Here is a 20,249-nt window from a genome sequence, read left to right as displayed (position 1 = left end):
GTTGAAGAGAATGGTCGTTATATGAGTATTGATTTAGGGATTGATAACCTTGCAACCATCGTAACAAACACAGGTATGAAGCCTGTACTTGTTAAGGGCAAACATATCAAAAGCATAAATCAATATTACAATAAGATGAAGAGCCATTTTACAAGTGTTTTAAGGCAAGGTAAACAAACAAATGAAGGCTCTTTTACTTCTAAAAGAATAGAAAAACTTCATCAAAAGCGTTATCTGAAAATAAAAGACATCTTCCATAAAGCGAGTCATCATATTGTAAAACTAGCTCAGGAAGAGAGTGTTTGCAAAATCGTTATTGGTCAAAACAAAAGTTGGAAACAAGAAGCTGATATGGGAAAGAAAAATAACCAAACATTTTGCCATATCTCGCATAGTTTATTGATGCAAATGATTACATACAAAGCAAATGCGATAGGCATTCAAGTTGTTGTAACCGAGGAATCTTACACATCAAAAGCAAGTTTTCTAGATCATGATTTTATTCCAACGTATGGAACAAATGACCAAAATGCAACTTTTTCAGGAAAACGAATGAAGCGTGGTATGTATCGTTCTGCAAAAGGAATCGGAATCAACGCAGATGTAAACGCTGCGGCTAATATTTTACGAAAAGTAGTCCCGAATGCATGGACAAACGGGATAGAGGGGTTAGGCGTGGAACAGCTCGCTAGTGTGTTAACTCCACTGACGTTAATCGTCCGTTAGGTCGAAACGTTAGAAACCCTCACTTCAAGCTTTGCTAAGTGAGGGAGTATTCATAAGGTAGAAATAAATTCATAAAAGACTGTTGAGAATTATACCCATAAGAAAAAGACTACTTGCGATTCTAAAATATTTGTTTTTAAATTCAGTTGATGTCATTTTTCTGTAGCAAAAAATTATGAATGGCAAATGATAAAACCTTACAAAAACGTAAGGTTGCTGAAATATAATTCGATACAAAAAATGTTACATTTCAATTAAACTAAAAGAAGATGTTCTGAAAGGAGAAGTGAAATGAAAGCAGACATGGAAGCAACAAGTAGAAGTGAATTGAAAAAAAAACGCTCTAAAAAAAGAGTTTTTTTATGGCTTTTGATAATTTCTGTGCTGTTTCTCGTCACAGGAGGAATAGGTTACAGTTTCTTTATATATAGTAAAGCAAAAGCGGTTGTAAGTAATTCTTATGCAGAAATAAATAAATCTGATAAACGTGATACAGAGGTGGCACCTGTAAAAGATAATATTTCTATTTTAATAATGGGTGTTGATGAAAGTGAGAAAAGAAAAAGCCAATATGGTGAAGCGGTTCGTACGGATGCGTTATTATTGGCAACGATTAATAAAAATGATAAATCGGTAAAATTAGTGAGCATTCCTCGTGATTCGCGCGTATATATACCGTCTCGAAAGAAAGTAGATAAAATTACACATGCGCACGTATTTGGTGGAGTGGAAAGTACGCGCGAAACGGTGGAACGTTTTTTAAATGTACCTGTTGATTATTATGTGAAATTTAATTTTGAATCGTTCATCAAAATAGTAGATTCACTTGGTGGAATTGATTTGGATGTGCCGGTTACTTTTACAGAACAAAATAGTAAAGACCAAGCTGGTGCCATCCATCTTGAAAAAGGGTACCAACATTTAAATGGAGAACAATCGCTTGCGCTAGCTAGAACACGGAAAATCGATAGCGATGCAATGCGTGGTCAAAGACAACAACTTGTAATTGAAACAATTATCAAAAAAGCAGTATCAGTTAATTCCATTACAAAGCTTAGTTCATTATTAGATGCAGTGGATCAAAACTTGAAAACAAACTTAACATTCAATGATATGCTAGCAATTACAAAAAATATGGCAGGAACAAACTTAAAATTAGAAAAGATACAAGTACAAGGAACAGACAAACGTATTAAAGGTATTTATTATTATCAACCAGACGAGCAAAATGTAAAAGGAATATCGAAACAATTGAATGATCATCTTGGAATTTCTGGGAAATCAGAATCTAATAAATAAGAAAAGGTTGGCTTATTGCTAGCCTTTTCTTATTTACTATTCGGTTATAAATGCTTTTTAGAAAAACCAGCTTTGACATGATTATTTTTGCATCGCAAGCAATATATTTTTGTAGGTATGGAATGAGAAGGATAGAAAGGATGCAAAGCAAACTCGTTTAGGAGGACATATTTGTAAAAAATGAGGAGGGGGACCATGTCCTCAATCGAAAATTTAGCTTATAGTATCGGGCTGCAAGCTTATATTTATGGATATCCCTTGTTAGTAGTAAATAGAACGAGACAACTCACCGCCCCCATAGAAAATGGATTAGTACTCAATCAATTTGTATACAAAGAAGAATTAGCGAATCCAGCTGAAAAATTCATCGTGTCTCCTAATGTAGATACTTTGTATATGTACGCTTGGTTAGATGTTTCAGAGCAACCTGTAATATTACACGTTCCGAATACGCATGATCGGTATTATACAGTGCAGTTATTAGATGCTTGGACGAACACATTCGCGAATATAGGAAGAAGAAAAACAGGTACAGCAAAAGGACGTTTTGCTATAGTTGGTCCTTATTGGAAAGGAATATTACCTTCTGAAATAATAAGAATTACAGCTCCAACAAACACTGTATGGGCTTTAGGACGTATATTAGTGAGAGGTGATGAAGACATTTCTAGAGTTCGAGAGCTGCAGAAACAGTTTATTTTTACAACTTTAAGTGGAAATAGTCCTATAGTAAAAGAACATAAAGACAAAATATTATCTACAACTGCGATAGAAGATTTATCAGCTATTGAATTTATTGAAATACTAAATAGAGAGATACGAAAGAATCCTCCTCCACTGGAAGAGCAAATGTTGTTTCAGACTTTTAAATATATTAGAATTAATCCTTTTGAATCAACTACATTTCAAAACATAAATTTAGATATTTTAAAAGGAGTGAACCATGCGATAAAGGACGCAGCGAATATTATTAAATCTAGTAATCAACTTGTAAAAGCAAGAAATGGCTGGCTATACTCAAATAAAATTGGTGTATATGGTGCAGATTTTTTAGTAAGAGCTGTTGTTGCTTATTCGGGTCTTGGGGCGAATGTAAAGGAAGAGTCCATTTATCAAAGATCATTTATAGATGATATGGGAGAAGAATTAACCGGGAAACAGAAATATATTTTACATTTTGAAAAAGACAATCTTCCAGAAGTGGATGCGTTTTGGTCAGTAACCGTATATAATGCGGATTTTTATTTAATTAAAAATATTCTCCACCGTTATGCAATCGGAGATCGGACAAAAGGATTAACTTATAATGAAAATGGTTCTTTAGATATTTATATGCAACATGAAATGCCAAAGGGGAAAGAATCAAATTGGTTACCAGTTCCAAAAGGGAATTTCAATTTAGTTATGCGTTACTATCAACCGAATTTTCGTATTTTAAACGGAAGTTATCAAACTCCGCCTGTGAAAAAAGTTAGGCATATTTGTTTTTAAAGAAATGGTCACATTGTTAAAGAAAGTTGTTGGAAAAAATTAACTTGAAAGAATAGCTAAGAGAAACTGTTTAAATTACAAAGATTGTCTCTTAGCTATTTAAAAATTATTTTAATATGCCGCTGCTATACAGAAAACATCATGATCTGCATTTGCTTGCTCCCTTTGTTTGAACACCTCGCATGTGGTAGGAAAAGGCCATGACCGCTCCTATGTATGGCTAGATGCTCTCGTATACTCCTATAAAAAAGAAAGAGGTTTTATATCGGTTTTCTAACTTATCTGCATTTATCCCGCTATTTGTGGGCAGTAATACTCCCACCTCAAAATTCAGCGAAAGCATTGTCCAGCTCTAGCGGCTAGAATCTCCGGTCGTTTCGCCCCCTCGGACGAGGCAAAAAGTACCTCTCTGTCAGGGGCGTGGGCGTCCTGCGATTCTGAACGAGCCGCTTCCGCTTTTCTTAAGAAGTTAGGCGGGAGATAAACTGCCCGTAAAAGCCCGATTGGTGAGGGCTGATAATCAGTGGGGGATGAAGAAAACCCCCCACTGATTAAAGTTTCACTTTATATCAGGATATTTTAAATAATCGAATGTAACTAAGTGAATAGTTTCACCAACATATAAAACGCAACGGTCCAAATAATCACACCAGAAATTTTATTTAATAGTTGTATTCGTTTTCCGGATGCATCAACTTTCCCTAGTATCCGTCCAGCAATCGCTAATCCGATAAACCATAGCCAAGAAACGAAAATTGTTGCGAAGGTAAATGCCCATTTTTCAGTTCCTATATATTGAATAGAATTTGTTCCAATCACTCCAATCGTATCTAAAATAGCATGTGGATTTAATAAAGAGACAGAAGCTGCAAAGACAATTTGTTTTTTTATTGAAATTGTTTGTTCTTCATTTTGGGATGCGGTAGGTTCACTTTTCCATATTGCCCATCCCATGTAAAGAAGAAAGAAAAATCCAATTGTGTAGAGTGCAGTTGTTAACCAGGAAAATGTTAATAGTACAAGAGATACGCCTTGTACAGCAACTAAAATTAAAATAGTGTCACAGATTGCCGCCGTGATAACAACTGGAGCAGCTTTAAATAATGTAGATTGACTGGCACCTTGATTAAAAACAAACACATTTTGTACACCTAAAGGTATAATAAGTCCAAATGCAAGAATGATGCCGTGAAGAAATGCTTCACTCATTTTTTCACCTCCTATTTAAAAGCGTTTTTTGGTGCAATAATTACTTATTGGTGTCTAGTATATAAAGCGAAATATCAATTGTATCCATCCATATGGATGGATGATGACCCAACCAAAGTATATACTGTAATTGTAGAAATAAAATTGGAGTGATATTATGGAACAGCTTGATTGGAAACCTAATACTTTGTCTCCAATTCCTTTATATAAGCAAATTGAAGACTATATAAAAGAGAAAATTGCAAATGGAGAGTGGACAATCGGTACGAAATTACCGTCTCAACGAACGTTAGCTGATGCCTTTAAAGTGAACAGAAGTACAATTGTTACTGCATTAGATGAATTAGCTGCTCAAGGATTAATTGAAGGAAAAGGAAGACAAGGAACGAGAGTAATAAATAACACATGGGGGCTATTAACTTCTTCGGCACCTCTGAATTGGAGTTCATATGTTGATACTGGAATGCATTATCCTAATTTACCTACAATTCGAGAAATTAACCGAGCAGAGTTTGATCCCAATATCATTCGATTAGGAACAGGTGAACTTTCGTCAGAACTTTTGCCGCAAGAGAAAACAAAACATATTATGAATATACTTTCGAAGCAGAGTTTACCTTTAGGGTATGAAGAACCAAAAGGGGATATTTTACTACGCGAGCAGCTAGCAAAGTATTTACAAACATTAGGGATACAGGCGTCAACATCAGCTATTTTAGTTGTTTCTGGCGGTATACAGGCTTTGCAGTTAATTTCTATGGGGCTATTACAAAAAGGAGCAACAATTCTTGTAGAAAAACCTTCTTACTTATATTCACTTAATATTTTTCAGTCAGCAGGGATGCGTTTAATTGGTATTCCGATGGATCAAGATGGAATACAACCAACACTTATCTCAAAATATACAAAGCAATTTGATAGCTCACTGCTTTATACGATTCCTTCTTTTCATAATCCAACTGGGACTTTGATGAATCATGAGAGAAGAAAGGGGGTTGTAGAAACTTGTAATGAAATTGGTCTACCTATAGTAGAAGATGGAGTGTATCAAGATTTGTGGTTCGGATCTCCATCTTCAAAGCCATTAAAGGCATATGATAGAAGTGGGAGTGTACTTTACATTGGAAGTATGTCTAAGACAATTAGTCCAGGATTGAGAATTGGCTGGATTGTAGGACCAGAGGCCGTTATTAATCGATTAGCAGATATTAAAATGCAAACAGATTATGGATCAAGTTCTTTGTCACAACGAGTTGTTGCTGAGTGGTTTTTAAGTGGATTGTACGAAGAACATTTAGATTGTACCCGGCGACAGTTACAAATGCGTAGAGATATTGCATTACATGCATTGGAAAAACATTTTGCGCATATTGCAACATGGAATATACCAGAAGGCGGTTTTTACATCTGGTTACATATAAATTTGAGATTTTCTATGCAAAAACTATTTTATAAAGCATTACAAGAAGGCATTTTACTGAATCCAGGCAATTTGTATGATCGGCACGCTGAGCAACATTTGCGAATTTCATACTCTTATGCATCACTACACGATATTGAAAAAGGAATTGAAAAGCTTGCTCGAATTATACAAGAAATAAAACAATAAAAGGAGAATGAAAATGAGACGCTATGTCATTTGCCAAGTGATAAATGGAACAAAATATTTAGCTGCTTATGCAGAAACAAAGCAAGAAGCGATTGAAAAAGCAGAACTGTTAGGGTTAAGAACGGGAGCGCGTTATATTGTTATTACGGAGGAAGAAGCAGAGGGATTGCAATATCCGTAAAGGGATGGTAGCTATTATGGCTACCATTTTTATATTTGTGTGTAGTAAGACTCCTATGTTGAAAGGAGAAGGGAACAATTGTCCGTACAATCCTTATTAACGAAAGCGTCCTTGCCTCTATGTACATATTTTTTGATAGTATAATAGATAGTTATTATTTGGAAGGTTACGTATATAATTTTTTGTATTTTCTGCAACTTTTTAAAGTGTAAGAACGTGTTATATGTGAAAGGGGGATGGAATTGGCGATTGAGAAAATATATAAGCTGTATATAAATGATGTATACCGCTATTTGTATTCTCTTTCTCGTAGTCATCATGTGGCAGAAGATCTTGTCCAAGAAACATTTTACCGAGCTTATTTGTATCTAGAAGATTACGAAAATCAAAACGTAAAGTCTTGGTTGTTTAAAGTGGCGTATCATACTTTTGTCGACTATATAAGGAAAGAGAAAAGGGTATCTTGTGTAGGGGAAAGCTTATTAGAGACATTACAGGCAAGTGATTCGACTGAGGAATATGTTGTGGCGAAAAATAGTTATGAAAAGCTTATTGGATTTATTCATACACTACCAATTATGGAAGCACAGTGCATTTTGTTATGTGATGTGCATCAGTTAACGTATGAAGAGGGAGCTTCTGTACTTGATATAAAGTTAAATACATATAGAAGCCATGTGTTTCGAGGGAGAAAAAAACTTCAGAAATTAATAGAGGGGGAGAATAGTCACAATGACAAAAGATAGACCGCCTTCTGAGCAAGAAGGATATAAAGAATTCTTAAATGAAGCACTTCAGCAAACGGTAACACCTCTTGCAGAGGAAAAACAAGACCAAGCGTTGAAAAAAGGAAGAAGTCGAGCAAGATTTACAAATATATGCTTAGTTCTTACGTTCTTATTATGTATCCAACCGATTTTGTATATTGCAACGATGATTTACTATAATTTTAGTTCAACAAATGCTTCAGAAATTCGTGAAGTAACAAAACAAACGTTAAGTATTACTGAGCCAAATGTTTATATGAAGGAAAGATACATGAAACAAAAATTGTTGCCATTTAGCTTGCAATTACAGTTTGATCTATCCAAAAGAGTGGGAAAGAAAGATGTTCGTATCGGAACAGAAAATATACATTTTCTATTTAGTGTGCCAACAAAAGTAAATCGAAATTATTCAATCGATGAACCAATTCCAGAAGTGCAGTATGAAGATAATGAAGTGCTGTTTCATCCAGATAATTATTATACATCGTATAACAGTGGAAACGAACGAGAGGTATTACAAGGCCTACCGAAAGAATCTGTTGTAGAAGTGTATGTGTCTTTTCGTGAGTTACTTAGTATTAAAACGGTTAATGAAACTTTTAAAAATGTAGATGTTGTCTGGTATGCGGTAGATACAGGGTTAGAAAAAGAACGAGGAAAGCATGATGGATATTACGTTACTCCAATTGGTTTTCCAGCAGACAGCATTGCAAATCTTGAGGGCCCTTTTTCGAATGAAGTACCTCATGAAAAACAGTTTGTTACTATTTTAAAATCATTACAGAAACATGAGAAGTTAGCAGGGGAAATTGCGCGAGCGAAAACGCTAGAATTACCAAAGCGCATTGCTTATATTGAAAAGAATGGAATTAAATCGTATGGAGCGGTAGTTACTGGACCGAAGGAAGAAATTGAAAAAATATTAGAAAATGAATATGTGAGAAAGTGGAAAGTGGGTGAAACAAGATTATGGAATTGGCATTCTTAAGAAAACGAAAAACAGACATATATAAACAAGAAACGTGGTTAGGAACATTTTCCTTGTTGCTAGCGTTAATCACTTTATTATATATAAATATTACTATGATGTTAGAGGATGTATTTATAGGAGAATATGCCTATGTAATGATACTAGTTGGATTAGTGTGTTCAGTAACAGGAATGATTACAAAACAAAAGAGTCGGAACCGTGCGATATGGGCGTTTAGTTTATATGCGTTTATGCTTATATTTATCTTTTTCTCATTTATGTTAGCTTGGATGATAAACCCAATGCCATGATATTACTTAGTAGGCTTGGATATTTGTTTTCTTCAGTGAAAATGAATTAGAAACCATGAATAAATTTTTTTGTATGAAGAGAAATTGAATTTTGATGGAGATAGTATATATCCATAGAAGAATAAATGCCGAAGGAGGAGAAAAATGAACCGAATTCAACATATAAGACAGAAGGAAAAAGAATATCACGAGCAGTGTTATGCTAATCATAAATTATTTGAAGAAGGGTCATGGCTATATAAGCCGGTTTCGGATGTAATTGAGATGATGAATTTATTTCAAGACCGACAAAGTGTTACTGCACTGGATTTAGGATGTGGGATCGGCAGAAACAGCATACCGATTGCGCAAAGAATGAAAGCAGGGAAAGTGGTATGTGTAGATTTGCTTTCTTTTGCATTGCACCAATTGCAGCAATATAGTGATGATTTTCATGTTGCAGATCGGATTCAAACAGTAGAAAGTGCGATAGAAGATTATCCAATAACGGTGAATGAATACGATTATATTGTCGCGGTATCTAGTTTAGAGCATGTATCCTCCAAAACTGCGTTGGAAGAAATATTGCATAATATGAAAATTGGGACGAAAGATAAAGGAGCTAATTATATTGTAATAAATTCTAGTGTGGAAGAAATTGATATGAACACGCATGTAAGATTGGACCCTTTATTTGAAGTAAATCTTTCAACAGAAGAAATGCTTTGTATGCTACAAAAGATATATAGAGGGTGGGAAGAATTACATGTAGTAGTAAAGCCACTAGAGTATCAGATTGTTAGGGATGAACAGCCTGTTTTATTAAAGACAAAAGCAGTTACTTTTTGTGTAAGAAAAAAGGCTGAAAGTGAATAAGTAAGTTTTAAATGGAAGAGGATGAATTAACAATTTTACGGTTGGTTTTGGTTATTTGAATCAGAAGAATCACGACGGTATCGGTGTATATATTGATTAAAATTCCAAGAGCTTAGAAATTTTTCAGCTGCTTGATAACCAGAATGATAAAGCCATTCTTTTTCTTCATCACTTAAATTGAAGTTGGTACTCGTAATGTTCCCAGTAGGGATTTTAATTGTGCGTGCCCTTGTTTCTGTATTGAGATAGCGTAAATCGTGGGCTTGCATCATTGTTTTAAATAGCCCTTTAAACATAGAAATAGGTTCTTCATAATGCACAGGTTCAGCTTGAATTTCGTCTTTCACAAAATGAAATCCAAAGGTAGGCCAGCGTGGAATGTTTGGTGCGTCGAAAATCCATATCGGATAATTACTGAGAATACCTCCGTCAAGCATATAGCAAGGGTTCTTCCACTTAGGAGTTTTCCATTTTACAGGTTGAAAAAAGAAAGGAATCGTACTGCTCATTCTTACTGCTTTGGCAATAGAAAATTTTTTGTTTGAAAAGCCATATTGTGGTAAATCGTCAGGGAAAATTACCATATTACCATTGCTAATATCTGAAGCAATAATTTTTAAACCGCCCTGGTTAGGTAAGTCACTAAAACAATAGACGCCCTTTTTTGATAATAAATTCTCTAACCATTGTTCTATAAAGTCATTTTTATATATACCCATGTTGAACCATACATTTACTCCTTTTCCGATAAGAGGAATTTTCCCTAGCCATGTTTTTGTTAGAAAGTTGGGGTAATTAGCGTTATTTATGATTATTTTTAATTCTTTTCCTGTATAGCCGCATGCAAGCAGTGCGGCTATTATAGCACCGGCTGATGTACCAGCAACTCGCTCCCATTCATAACCGTGTTCTTCTAATGTACAAATTGCTCCAACATGTGCAATTCCTCGAACGCCGCCTCCTTCAAAGACACCGTCTATTTTCATAAAGGTTCCTCCCTTCAATGTATTATTTATAAAGTAAACGAAAATAAAAAAGCACGATAAACGCGTGCTTTTTTATAATAGTTGTTAAAGGTTACTTAGCAGACAAAGCCGCCCCAACAGCTAGCTCCAATGATGATCAGAAGGATAAATAAAACGATTAATAAAGCAAAACCGCCAAATCCACAACCGCCAAATCCTCCACAACCGTAACCATATCCATAACCCATATTTATTTCCTCCTTAATATAAAAATTTGGGTAAACAAAGTGGAAAGTATGAAGATGTCTTACAAAGGATGATAAGTTTGCATGTTTGTAGGAACACTGTATATTATGTCTTAGAAAGGTTTTTCGATTATAATGAACAAGCCCTTTTTTTTAATGGGCAGTAGAGATAGATGGGAAAATGAAAGAAGATTTATAAAATATCATGATATGATGTAGATAATCATGTAGAAGAAGGGGTTTGTTTGATGAAACATATTGAATCATTAATTGAAAAGTATCACTTAAATCATATAAAGGATGAATTGTTAATGGCGGCGTTTGAATGTATAAAAGTAGTGCCATCACAAGAAGCGATATTACCGATAGGGTGTTCAAAAATGGGGGGATCACCTGATTTACCAGCAGAGTTAGCATACCCTACTTATAAAGGAAACCCTCTTCACTTTGTTGCTCAGTTTAATTTAGCTGAAATTCAAGCTGTAGGTATAAAAAATGATTTGCCCGAAAAGGGAATGTTATATTTCTTTTATTTTGCTGATGAAAAGCAGGAAGATTTTTATGAAGTGTATGGAAATTCGAACGTAAAAGAAGGCTGGCGTGTTTTATATTATGAAGGAACAATAGAGGAATTACAAAAAACGCATCAAATGAAAGAGCAATATTCTCAGTGTAGAATTACATTTGAAAAGGTGCAAAAACTTCCTGAGTTATTTATTGAAAACGAAGACGATTCAGACCGTTTCTTACAACTATTAGAGGAATTAATACCGGATCACTATGACAATCATCAAATTTTTGGTACACCATTTTCCGTTCAAACAGAAGTATTTGAAGAAGCGCAGGAATTTATGAATGTGCATCATAGGGAGATGACATTGTTATTTCAAGTAGATTCTGATGAACAACATTTGAACATGATGTGGGGAGATATGGGAATGTTATATTTCTGTATTGCAAACGAAGATATAAAGCAACGCCGTTTTGAAAATGTTTGTTGTATTTTACAAAGTTTATAAGTTGAAGAAGAAGCAGTTTCACGTGTGAACAGAAATTGCTTTTCTAATTGTATTGAGTTGATTAGATCATACAGGTTTAATATAAACTCGAATAAATAGTTTAATAATGTTTGAATTACTAATAGGCACATAGATTTTTAGGTGATATCAACAGTTTCTGGTTGTCTAACCTTATTTTTATGTGGATTTCTTTCAAAAATGCGTTAAAATATAAAAAGTGTATTTCCTTTTTTAATAAAACTCAAATTTATATATAATAAATGTGTTTTATAATTATTTTAGATTAAGAGGATGTGGTGAAATGAAGAAATCTGTAAAATGTTTATCAACTATTGTAATTTGTTCGTCTATTATAAGTGGCACTCTTCATATGCCTTCAGTATCATATGCTGCTACAAAACAAGTAACTGATACTAGTTCTGTAAGCGATGCGAAACTGATTGCAGCATTCCAAAAAGAGCTACAACAGCGTTTAAATAATCATGAAACTAATATTACAATTGGTTATAAGACAAAGAATGCAAACATAAAAGAAGTTTTGAATACACTGGTGCAAGCTTATAATCAAACGTTAGAAAAGAATGAATATTTAAAATATAATGTAAGTGGTACGAAATTTTCAATTCGTGGTGTACCGGGGAATTATTCATTTACTATGAATATTACATACCGAGAAACGAAAGAACAATCACAGTATGTGATGAAACAAGCAAAATCAATTGTAAATTCAATAGTTAAAGCCGGAATGGATCAAAATGAAAAAGTAAAAGCGATTCATGACTACGTTGTGAAAAATGTTTCATATGACACATCACTGCGTTCTTATACTGCATATGACGCATTAGCGAAACATTCGGCAGTTTGTCAAGGATATGCACTATTAACTTATCAGTTATTAAAAGAAGCGGGAATTCAATCTCATATTGTAACAGGAACTGGAAATGGGCAGTCTCATGCGTGGAATTTAGTAAATATTGATGGGAAATGGTATCACCTCGATACGACATTCGATGATCCAATTCCGGATAAACAAGGACGTGTTACATATTCTTATTTTAACATGTCCGATGAACAAATGAGTAAAGATCATCAGTGGGACCGTAGTAAATATCCAGCTGCCAATACAAGTTATTATAATGAGTTAACAAATAAAATTAAGGCAGGAAATAAGAAAGCACTTATATATAAACAAATCTTAAAAGATACAAACCTTGTTTATTTAGCAGCAGAATTTGGAGCTGAAAATTATAGCCAATTAAAACAAAAACTACAGCAAAAATTCAAAACGAAACAGGAAAAGGTAGAATTACGTTATCATCAACCAGTCAATAATACGATGAATGATGCTAAAAAAGTACTGAATGAAGTTGCCTGGCCAAAAGGGGCAAAACGAGTGTCATATCAAGTAGCTCCTTACCAGGCGCAAAATGGATATTCATTGTTAACAATTACATTTTCATATTAATAACGAAAAAGAGCATCTTAATGAAGATGCTCTTTTTATATACAAGTAAAAAACGACATAAAAGCTCCTTTTTTTAGGTGGGTGAGAACATCTGGCTATGGCTGAAACGGTCAGGGCCTTTTTTGCCACATACAAAGTTTAAAACATAAGGAGAAAGCAAGTAGCGGTCATGCGTTATTCTGCATAGCAGCGGCTTATATGTCGAAAAATTAAAATAGATTTATATGGTTATTAATATGGTTCTGTTGCTTGTAAAATAACATCTAATAATCTTGGGAATCTCTTGTTTAAGTCTTCTGTCCTAATAGAGATAAAACGCTGTGTTCCTTCGATTCTCGTATACATAACACCAGACTCTCGCAATACTTTAAAATGATGCGAGAGTGTAGATTTTGCGATAGGGATGTTTAAAGCACCGCAAGACTGTTCACCGCTTGTTAGTAAGTCATTTACAATCTTTAATCGAATTTGATCACTAAGTGCATATAACACAGAGGAGAGTCGGATTTCCTCACGATTTGGATGATATAGAGTACGCATTTTTTCACCTGCTTTTCATAACGTATTTTATGTTCAATTTGCGGATAGAAAATTCCACACCACAATATTAAAAATTAAGTATGATAAGCCCAATTGGTAAGAGCCTTGTATTGTTTGAGAAGATGTATTCTATTTGCATTATAACATTTATCATGATATATTTCTATTGTTCGAATATGTTCGAACAATAGAAATATAAAGGGGGTAGAAAAATGAAATTAGTAACTTTACAGAAGGCGGAGTTGGAAGTTTCACAAATTGGTTTTGGAACAAATGCAGTTGGTGGCTATAACTTATTCTCAAATATTGATGAGGCAGAAGGAACGAAAATGATAGAAGAAGCTTTATATCAAGGAGTTACTTTTTTTGATACAGCAGATGTATACGGATTTGGACGTTCAGAAGAGTTGTTAGGAGAGGTGATACGAAACAAACGAAATGATATTGTACTTGCTACGAAAGGGGGGATTCAAAAGTTATTAGGAGCTAATACTCGTATAAATAATAAACCTAATTACATAAGATTAGCGGTAGAAAATAGTTTACAACGGTTACAAACAGATTATATAGATTTATATTATTTGCACTTTTCAGATCCAACAACTCCATTTTCAGAGTCAGTTGGAGAACTAGTACGTTTAAAAGAAGAAGGAAAGATTCGAGCGATTGGCATTTCAAATGTCAATATTAAGCAGTTAAAAGAAGCGAATCAGCATGGGGATATAGCTGTTTTGCAATCACCATATAACATGTTAGAGCGGACTGCGGAAAAAGAATTAATTCCGTATTGTATGGAACAAAATATTTCATTTATTCCATATGGCCCTCTTGCTTTTGGAATTTTAAGTGGTAAGTATCCAAAAGATTTGCAATTGAGCCAGGGGGATTGGAGAAGAGGTATTTCTTTATTTGAAGAGGACGTATTTAAGAAGAATTATGAGAAAGTAGAAAAATTAAAGAAATTTGCAACTGAAAGAAGTACGAATATGCCGAATTTAGCGTTAGCTTGGTTGCTTGCACAAGATGGGATTGATGTTGTCATTCCAGGAGGCAAACACGTAGAGCAAGTAAGGGAAAATGTGAAAATAAATGATTTTACTTTACTTAAGAGTGATTTGCGAACAATTCAATCTATTTTAGTAGGGGAATAAGATAAAAACTGCATGTGTTGCTTTTATGAATAAGTAGAAAGGGTGATTATAGTGAGGAAAACGATATTTTTATTTTTTTTAATCATGTTTATGATAGGAACAGATACATTTTTAATTTCACCTCTCTTACCTACACTGCAAGAATTATATAATGTCTCTACAGAAATATCAGGTTGGATGGTAAGTGCATACGCATTAGGATATGCTCTATTGGTGTTAATTGCGGGTCCTATTTCTGATGGCATAGATAGAAAACGGGTTATAGTAGGGGGAATGATGTTTTTTTCAATTAGTACATTTTTATGTGGTATAGCTCCTACTTTTTGGTGGATGATCACCTTTCGTTTTTTAGCTGGTGTTAGCGCAGCGTTTGTATCACCGCAAGTATGGGCGTCTATTCCGCTTCTTGTATCACCTCAGCATATAATGAAATGTATAGGAATTGTTACAGCTGGGTTATCTCTGTCACAAATGTTGGGATTACCTATCGGAGCTTACCTTGCATCTGTCCATTATTCTACGCCGTTTTTTGTAATTGGAATTTGTTCCGCTATACTGGGAATACTCATATATTTTACACTGCCTCATTTACGACCGCTGCAACAAGAATTTGAAAAACAAACAATTTTTAGTCGTTATAACGAGTTATTACAAATATCAAAAACAGTACCATCATTTTTTGCTTATTTCTTATTTCAAACGGGAAACTTTGCAGCTTTTTCATTTTTGGGAAAATGGTTATCAGATCAGTTTCAATTAAAATTAAATGAAATCGGAATAGCCATGCTTATATTAGGATTTGGGAATTTAATAGGTAATTTGTTTGGGGTTAAACTTGTCAATAAGTTTGGTAAGACCTGCTCGTTTTATGGGGGGATTACTGTGCTTGTTGCTTTGTATTTGATATTGCCTCACTTAAAATATGTGTTATTTATAGAGGTATTCTTCTTTATTATATTTTTTATAACAGGTATATTGTTTGCTATTATGATGAGTGCATTACAAACACTATCACAATCAGCAAGAGGTACTATTGCAGCACTTACTAATTCATCAATGTATATTGGACAAATGATTGGAGCAGCTTTAGCGGGTTTTTTATATGTAATATTTCACAATTTTTTTGCTATCGGAATGTTTACAGCTAGCATGTATATTTTTTCTTTATTCATGTTTAAACGAGCAGGAATTATACAAAATATAGAATCTGAAACAAAACAGAAAATAGTTTCATAATGAATGTGCAAAACATAAAATATATTATGTAAACATTAAAAATAAAGCACTGTTTCATGTATATACTAAAACAGTGCTTTTCGTTTAGCTTGAATTGTTGCAGCATTTTCATCTTTAATACCAGCTTCTTTAATAATACGTTGTTTAGCTTTATCTAACAAATCGTTTACTGCTTCGCCAAAATAGTTTGCTTCTCGCTTTGTGCGGGCTTCTCGTAAACATTTGTAGTTTTCTATCAGCTCCTCTTTTTCAGAGTCTGTTAAGAAATCTTCTGTTTTTTTGTTTGCCATACGAAACACCCTCTCTTCTGACAGACGCTTTCATTCAGCATTTTTATTTTTCATTATATCAGTAAATTGCAAATTGTAGTACATATTAACGCCTTAATAATTTGTCAATTTCTTGTATTTTTTCATTTGCTTTATTCATTTGTGTATTCTTTGCTTGTTCTCCTCCAAGCGCTTGATGGAGTAAAAATGTTTGACCAGAAATAGCAGTAACGATTGCAACTTTAATGATCTCTTTTATTGTTGTCGCATCAAATAAAACAAGGCCGAGTAGGGCAGCGAGGCTGCCAGTGATGATATCAGCTAAAAAGCCAAGATGGAAAAATGTCTTTAGGCGGCGTGGAAGCAATAATTTTCCTTGATGATTGATAAGGTGGGCAACAAAACCGGTGATTCCACCAACGAGAAGAGCAGTTAGCCACGAATACATATCCATCAAACTCACTCCTTTTAGTAAATACCATTCTGTTTTTGACGTACTTACTCCTTTTTAAATAGTAGATGTGTGTATTGAGAAAGTTTGTTTGGGTAATATTTTTGTTATATAAGATTTAATCTGATAATTCTGTCGAAAGTTATGGATATTTTGTTTGAAATTTCATATAATGTAATTAAATACAATAAGAGCGGAGTGATGTATTATGGCGAACGTTAAGAAGATGTATACAGTTAATACAAGTAAGGAAGGAATGGACGAAGCTTTTTAAAGATTCGTTATATCCTTCCGCAGTAAATATAATAGGGAGGATTCAAGATTGAATCGTAATTATTTAATGGAATTTGGATGGGATACACATTTTGAAGATCAATTATTAGAGCAATATGAAGTAGGACGTGTTTTATTAGAGCATAAACATACGTATCGGATTATATGCGAAGATGGCGAATATGTAGCTGAGTTAACAGGGAAATTTCGTTATGAAGCAATTGAGAAGGGTGACTATCCCGCAGTAGGAGATTGGGTAAGTATAACAAAATTGCCAAATGAAAAAAAAGCGCTGATTCATACTGTGCTTACAAGAAAAAGTTCTTTCTCTCGAAAAGTAGCTGGAGATAAAACAGTGGAACAAATTGTTGCAGCAAATGTGGATTATCTCTTTTTAGTTAATGCGTTAAATGCTGATTTTAATGTAAGGCGAATTGAGCGTTATTTATTGTTAGCATATGAGAGCGGAGCAATGCCTGTCGTTATTTTAACAAAGAGTGATTTATGTGAAGATGTAGAGCAAAAAATAATGGAAACAGAGGCGGTTGCAATTGGCGTACCTATTTTTGCAGTTGATAGTTTGCAGCAAACAGGGATAGACCAATTACAACAATTTTTACAACCGGGAAAAACGATTGCGCTTATTGGTTCTTCGGGAGCAGGGAAATCCACGCTACTGAATGCGTTAATCGGAAATGAAGTGGCCAAAACAGGGGGAATTCGTGAGAGTGATAGTAAAGGAAAGCATACAACAACACATCGAGAATTGTTCCAATTATCAACTGGTGCACTTGTTATTGATACACCGGGAATGAGAGAGCTTCAGCTTTGGGAGGGGAGCGGTGCAATGCACGCAACTTTTTCCGATATTGAAGAAATTGCTCAGAAATGTCGCTTTCGAGACTGCCAGCATGAAAATGAGCCTGGTTGTGCAATTCGTGCTGCGATTGATGAGGGAACATTGGAAGAAGCTCGATTGTTCAGTTATAGAAAACTACAAAAAGAAATTGCTTATGCGATGCGAAAGCAAGATGCTCTTTTAGCTCGTGCAGAGCGTAATAAATGGAAAGATGTCACAAAACAAATGAGACAGAAAAAATAGAAAAAGCTCCAAAGGCGTATATGCGCTTTTGGAGTTTTTTTATGGGTGGACAACGGTATTTGAATGTTACAATATAAAAGTATAATGTGTAAGATATAGTTTTGAGCAGGGAAATACAGCTGTTATTGTTGTTTGTGATACAATAAATATCCATAGGGTATATTGAGCAAGTGGTAAGAGAGGGGATATTTTATGCTGCACGAGGAGATTGCATCATTTTTTAAGGTTCTTCCACAAGAAGACGGAACACGAGGATGGAAGTATTATATTCAAGAAGAAAAAGGTACATATTTAATAACAAACACAATTTCATTAACAGGTACAAGTATAGAATTGTTTTTTAATACAGAAGATGAGGTTCGTCTTGTTTTATATAAAGATGGTCAGGCGATAACAACGTTTCAACGTATTGCTGTCCAAAAGATTGATATTATAAAAGAAGAAGAAAGCATTCAATTTGTACTAGATCGTATGCCAAGCCGCATGATTCGATTGCAGTTAAAACCGTTTTTGGCAGTTGAAATGGGATTGTATTGGGAAGTGTGTGAAGATTGCGAGTAAAAAACATCTAGTTATTAACGGATGTTTTTTATTTTGTCATTTGTAGTCATTAAGGGATTTCTCCCTCAAGGATTTGCGGAATTCAAAGAAAATAAGTTGGGATAACGGTGAATATGTTCTTAAGTAGGAATCTAAGAAATTAGTATTGTGAGATTTAAGGTGTAATAAAAAAAGCACGTGAATAAGATGATTCACGTGCTTTTCGATTTAGTTTGATAAAGGCTCAATTCGTTCAACTTATGTATTTCGCTGTTGTTTGAATGCGATAATTGGAAGAAGGATTAAGCTAATCCATCCAATCATAGGGTATAACATATGAAGTAATTCACTATAACCGATATAACTAAAACAATAACTAATAAGTAAAATAAAATAAATAATAATGTTACTTCTCCAGCCGGTGATAGATTGAAGTTGTTTCGTCATACCAAATATGTTACCGACAAGCGTTGTAAATACTTCTCCAAAAATAATTAATACAAAAAAGAAATGAAAAGTAGCATTGAAGCGACGGACAACTTCTGCCAGCGGGATATTATATTGATAAAATTGTTCGACAGTTAAAATGGCGAAATGACTACATAATAAAATTAAGCAAAGGCCAGCCCCGCCTAACATACCACCCCATTTAATGGCCTTCTGGTCTTTTACTTCACTTGCTAATGGTACAAGTACACTTTGAGCGAGGGAGAGGTTTAGTGCAACATATGTAATTGGACTTGTAACCCATTTCATATTCCAATTTTCAGAAGGTGTCATGTTGAACATAGAGGATACATCATGAAAGAGTGTTGTAATAGATAGTCCCACGATAAAGATCATCATAATTGGTACGACGAGTGAATTGACTTCGAATACCCCTTGTAATCCACGGCTGCCAATTATAATGCAAGCGAGTATCGTTATAAAGATGCCAAGTTGTCTTGGGAGGCGAAGCTGCTCTTCAAAAACCGCTCCAGCTCCGGAGAGCATAACGCTTGTTACTCCAAATAATACAAGGAGTAATAAAATATTTACAACGTTCCCAAAGACATCACCAAATAAATATTTGTTAAATTCTTGTGCGGAAAACGCTTTAATTTGTGAAGAAAGCAGCATCATTTTTGTACCTAACCAAATAAAGAAAATGCCGCTTACTAAAATGCCAATTGTTCCATATGTGCCATGTATTGTAAAAAACTCAACAATTTCTCTTCCGGTCGCAAATCCAGCTCCAACGACAGTTCCTATATAAGTAGCAGCAATTTTTTTAGCTATTTTCCATTGCTGATTATCCATGTGATCCCTCTTTCTTATGCTATGAGCTGATTTATTTGTTACTTAGATTTTGAAAATAAGATAAAGTGAAACTTTAATCAGTTATTTCTTGCTTTTCTTTTTTCGTTTTTCTTGAATTTTGAGATAAAAGAAGTTTCACTACCTATTGAAAACTTTACTTTATTTCATACATATGAATGAGTGAGGACAAACATACGATAAAGTGAGAATTTCACATAATTTTTTAAAATATGAGCCAAGTAGAAGGGCTTATCGGTAGATTTTAGATGTGTTTTT

Annotated in this window: 22 protein-coding genes; 15 read left to right on the top strand and 7 right to left on the bottom strand. The window is 34.3% G+C overall.

Annotation, left to right across the window (positions count from 1 at the left end; genetic code table 11):
• The 3 genes from BR72_RS24845 to BR72_RS24835 form a co-directional block, all read left to right on the top strand.
• Window positions 1-726, top strand: a 726-nt coding sequence (locus tag BR72_RS24845; RefSeq protein ID WP_035438224.1) for an RNA-guided endonuclease InsQ/TnpB family protein, incomplete at its 5' end; no start/stop codon positions are given.
• A 303-nt stretch (window positions 727-1,029) separates the two neighbouring features.
• The gene (locus BR72_RS24840; RefSeq protein ID WP_442852854.1) at window positions 1,030-2,025 is read left to right on the top strand and encodes an LCP family protein; all 996 of its coding nucleotides are present in this window, start codon (window positions 1,030-1,032) and stop codon (window positions 2,023-2,025) included.
• A gap of 195 nt (window positions 2,026-2,220) precedes the next feature.
• On the top strand, window positions 2,221-3,516 hold the full coding sequence (locus tag BR72_RS24835) for a DUF1254 domain-containing protein (protein ID WP_051957431.1): 1,296 nt from the start codon (window positions 2,221-2,223) through the stop codon (window positions 3,514-3,516).
• 597 nt (window positions 3,517-4,113) lie between these two features.
• On the opposite strand, the gene BR72_RS24830 is transcribed toward BR72_RS24835, so the two are convergent.
• Entirely contained in the window at window positions 4,114-4,725 is a 612-nt protein-coding gene (locus tag BR72_RS24830; protein ID WP_035438216.1) for a LysE/ArgO family amino acid transporter, read from the bottom strand.
• Window positions 4,726-4,882: 157 nt separating this feature from the next.
• Here BR72_RS24830 and BR72_RS24825 point away from each other — a divergent pair, with 157 nt between their 5' ends.
• The 6 genes from BR72_RS24825 to BR72_RS24805 all read left to right on the top strand — a co-directional run bounded on the left by BR72_RS24825 (window position 4,883) and on the right by BR72_RS24805 (window position 9,418).
• Window positions 4,883-6,334, top strand: a complete 1,452-nt coding sequence (locus BR72_RS24825; RefSeq protein ID WP_035438213.1) for an aminotransferase-like domain-containing protein — start codon at window positions 4,883-4,885, stop codon at window positions 6,332-6,334.
• 13 nt (window positions 6,335-6,347) lie between these two features.
• Window positions 6,348-6,515: a DUF3933 family protein gene (locus tag BR72_RS26165; RefSeq protein ID WP_081905001.1), complete on the top strand. Its 168-nt coding sequence runs from the start codon at window positions 6,348-6,350 to the stop codon at window positions 6,513-6,515.
• A gap of 242 nt (window positions 6,516-6,757) precedes the next feature.
• Window positions 6,758-7,261, top strand: coding sequence for a sigma-70 family RNA polymerase sigma factor (locus BR72_RS24820; protein ID WP_035438210.1), 504 nt, complete (start codon window positions 6,758-6,760; stop codon window positions 7,259-7,261).
• A complete protein-coding gene (locus tag BR72_RS24815) occupies window positions 7,248-8,270 on the top strand; it encodes an anti-sigma factor (protein ID WP_035438209.1) in 1,023 nt (340 codons plus the stop codon). Before BR72_RS24820 ends, BR72_RS24815 begins: the two co-directional genes overlap by 14 nt.
• Window positions 8,252-8,563, top strand: coding sequence for a hypothetical protein (locus BR72_RS24810; RefSeq protein ID WP_035438207.1), 312 nt, complete (start codon window positions 8,252-8,254; stop codon window positions 8,561-8,563). The genes BR72_RS24815 and BR72_RS24810 overlap by 19 nt, the downstream gene beginning before the upstream one ends.
• A 144-nt stretch (window positions 8,564-8,707) precedes the next feature.
• A complete protein-coding gene (locus tag BR72_RS24805) occupies window positions 8,708-9,418 on the top strand; it encodes a class I SAM-dependent methyltransferase (RefSeq protein WP_035438204.1) in 711 nt (236 codons plus the stop codon).
• A gap of 35 nt (window positions 9,419-9,453) precedes the next feature.
• On the opposite strand, the gene BR72_RS24800 is transcribed toward BR72_RS24805, so the two are convergent.
• The gene (locus BR72_RS24800; RefSeq protein ID WP_035438203.1) at window positions 9,454-10,404 is read right to left on the bottom strand and encodes a patatin-like phospholipase family protein; all 951 of its coding nucleotides are present in this window, start codon (window positions 10,402-10,404) and stop codon (window positions 9,454-9,456) included.
• A gap of 95 nt (window positions 10,405-10,499) precedes the next feature.
• Window positions 10,500-10,631 (bottom strand): YjcZ family sporulation protein, encoded by a 132-nt coding sequence (locus BR72_RS24795; RefSeq protein WP_035438201.1) that lies wholly within the window; start codon window positions 10,629-10,631, stop codon window positions 10,500-10,502.
• Between the two features lie 242 nt (window positions 10,632-10,873).
• Between BR72_RS24795 and BR72_RS24790 the strand changes: the two genes are divergently transcribed.
• Both BR72_RS24790 and BR72_RS24785 read left to right on the top strand, forming a co-directional pair.
• The gene (locus BR72_RS24790; protein WP_035438200.1) at window positions 10,874-11,647 is read left to right on the top strand and encodes a YwqG family protein; all 774 of its coding nucleotides are present in this window, start codon (window positions 10,874-10,876) and stop codon (window positions 11,645-11,647) included.
• Window positions 11,648-11,948: 301 nt separating this feature from the next.
• Window positions 11,949-13,112, top strand: a complete 1,164-nt coding sequence (locus BR72_RS24785; protein WP_035438198.1) for a transglutaminase domain-containing protein — start codon at window positions 11,949-11,951, stop codon at window positions 13,110-13,112.
• Window positions 13,113-13,343: 231 nt separating this feature from the next.
• On the opposite strand, the gene BR72_RS24780 is transcribed toward BR72_RS24785, so the two are convergent.
• Window positions 13,344-13,652, bottom strand: a complete 309-nt coding sequence (locus BR72_RS24780; protein ID WP_035438196.1) for an ArsR/SmtB family transcription factor — start codon at window positions 13,650-13,652, stop codon at window positions 13,344-13,346.
• A 212-nt stretch (window positions 13,653-13,864) separates the two neighbouring features.
• Here BR72_RS24780 and BR72_RS24775 point away from each other — a divergent pair, with 212 nt between their 5' ends.
• Together BR72_RS24775 and BR72_RS24770 are read left to right on the top strand one after the other, a co-directional pair.
• Window positions 13,865-14,803 carry an aldo/keto reductase gene (locus tag BR72_RS24775; protein ID WP_035438195.1) on the top strand — a complete coding sequence of 313 codons (939 nt, stop codon included), beginning with the start codon at window positions 13,865-13,867 and terminating at the stop codon, window positions 14,801-14,803.
• 51 nt (window positions 14,804-14,854) lie between these two features.
• The gene (locus tag BR72_RS24770) at window positions 14,855-16,039 is read left to right on the top strand and encodes an MFS transporter (RefSeq protein ID WP_035438192.1); all 1,185 of its coding nucleotides are present in this window, start codon (window positions 14,855-14,857) and stop codon (window positions 16,037-16,039) included.
• Between the two features lie 65 nt (window positions 16,040-16,104).
• On the opposite strand, the gene BR72_RS24765 is transcribed toward BR72_RS24770, so the two are convergent.
• Complete coding sequence (locus tag BR72_RS24765) at window positions 16,105-16,329, bottom strand: hypothetical protein (RefSeq protein ID WP_035438190.1); 225 nt, start codon at window positions 16,327-16,329, stop codon at window positions 16,105-16,107.
• An 85-nt stretch (window positions 16,330-16,414) separates the two neighbouring features.
• Window positions 16,415-16,762: a DUF4257 domain-containing protein gene (locus BR72_RS24760; protein ID WP_035438188.1), complete on the bottom strand. Its 348-nt coding sequence runs from the start codon at window positions 16,760-16,762 to the stop codon at window positions 16,415-16,417.
• A gap of 319 nt (window positions 16,763-17,081) precedes the next feature.
• On the opposite strand from BR72_RS24760, the gene rsgA reads away from it, so the two are divergent.
• Window positions 17,082-18,134 (top strand): ribosome small subunit-dependent GTPase A, encoded by a 1,053-nt coding sequence (rsgA, locus tag BR72_RS24755; protein ID WP_035438185.1) that lies wholly within the window; start codon window positions 17,082-17,084, stop codon window positions 18,132-18,134.
• A gap of 192 nt (window positions 18,135-18,326) precedes the next feature.
• A complete protein-coding gene (locus BR72_RS24750) occupies window positions 18,327-18,695 on the top strand; it encodes a DUF3979 family protein (protein ID WP_035438182.1) in 369 nt (122 codons plus the stop codon).
• A 237-nt stretch (window positions 18,696-18,932) separates the two neighbouring features.
• Here the strand turns inward: BR72_RS24750 and BR72_RS24745 are convergent, their stop codons facing one another.
• The gene (locus BR72_RS24745; protein WP_035438179.1) at window positions 18,933-19,973 is read right to left on the bottom strand and encodes a YkvI family membrane protein; all 1,041 of its coding nucleotides are present in this window, start codon (window positions 19,971-19,973) and stop codon (window positions 18,933-18,935) included.
• Between the last annotated feature and the right edge of the window lie 276 nt (window positions 19,974-20,249).

This window comes from Bacillus sp. UNC322MFChir4.1, from assembly GCF_000746135.1.
In the GTDB taxonomy this organism is placed as follows: domain Bacteria; phylum Bacillota; class Bacilli; order Bacillales; family Bacillaceae_G; genus Bacillus_A.
Note: the sequence above shows the minus strand (reverse complement) of the source record. Positions and strands in the feature narration are given on the sequence as shown.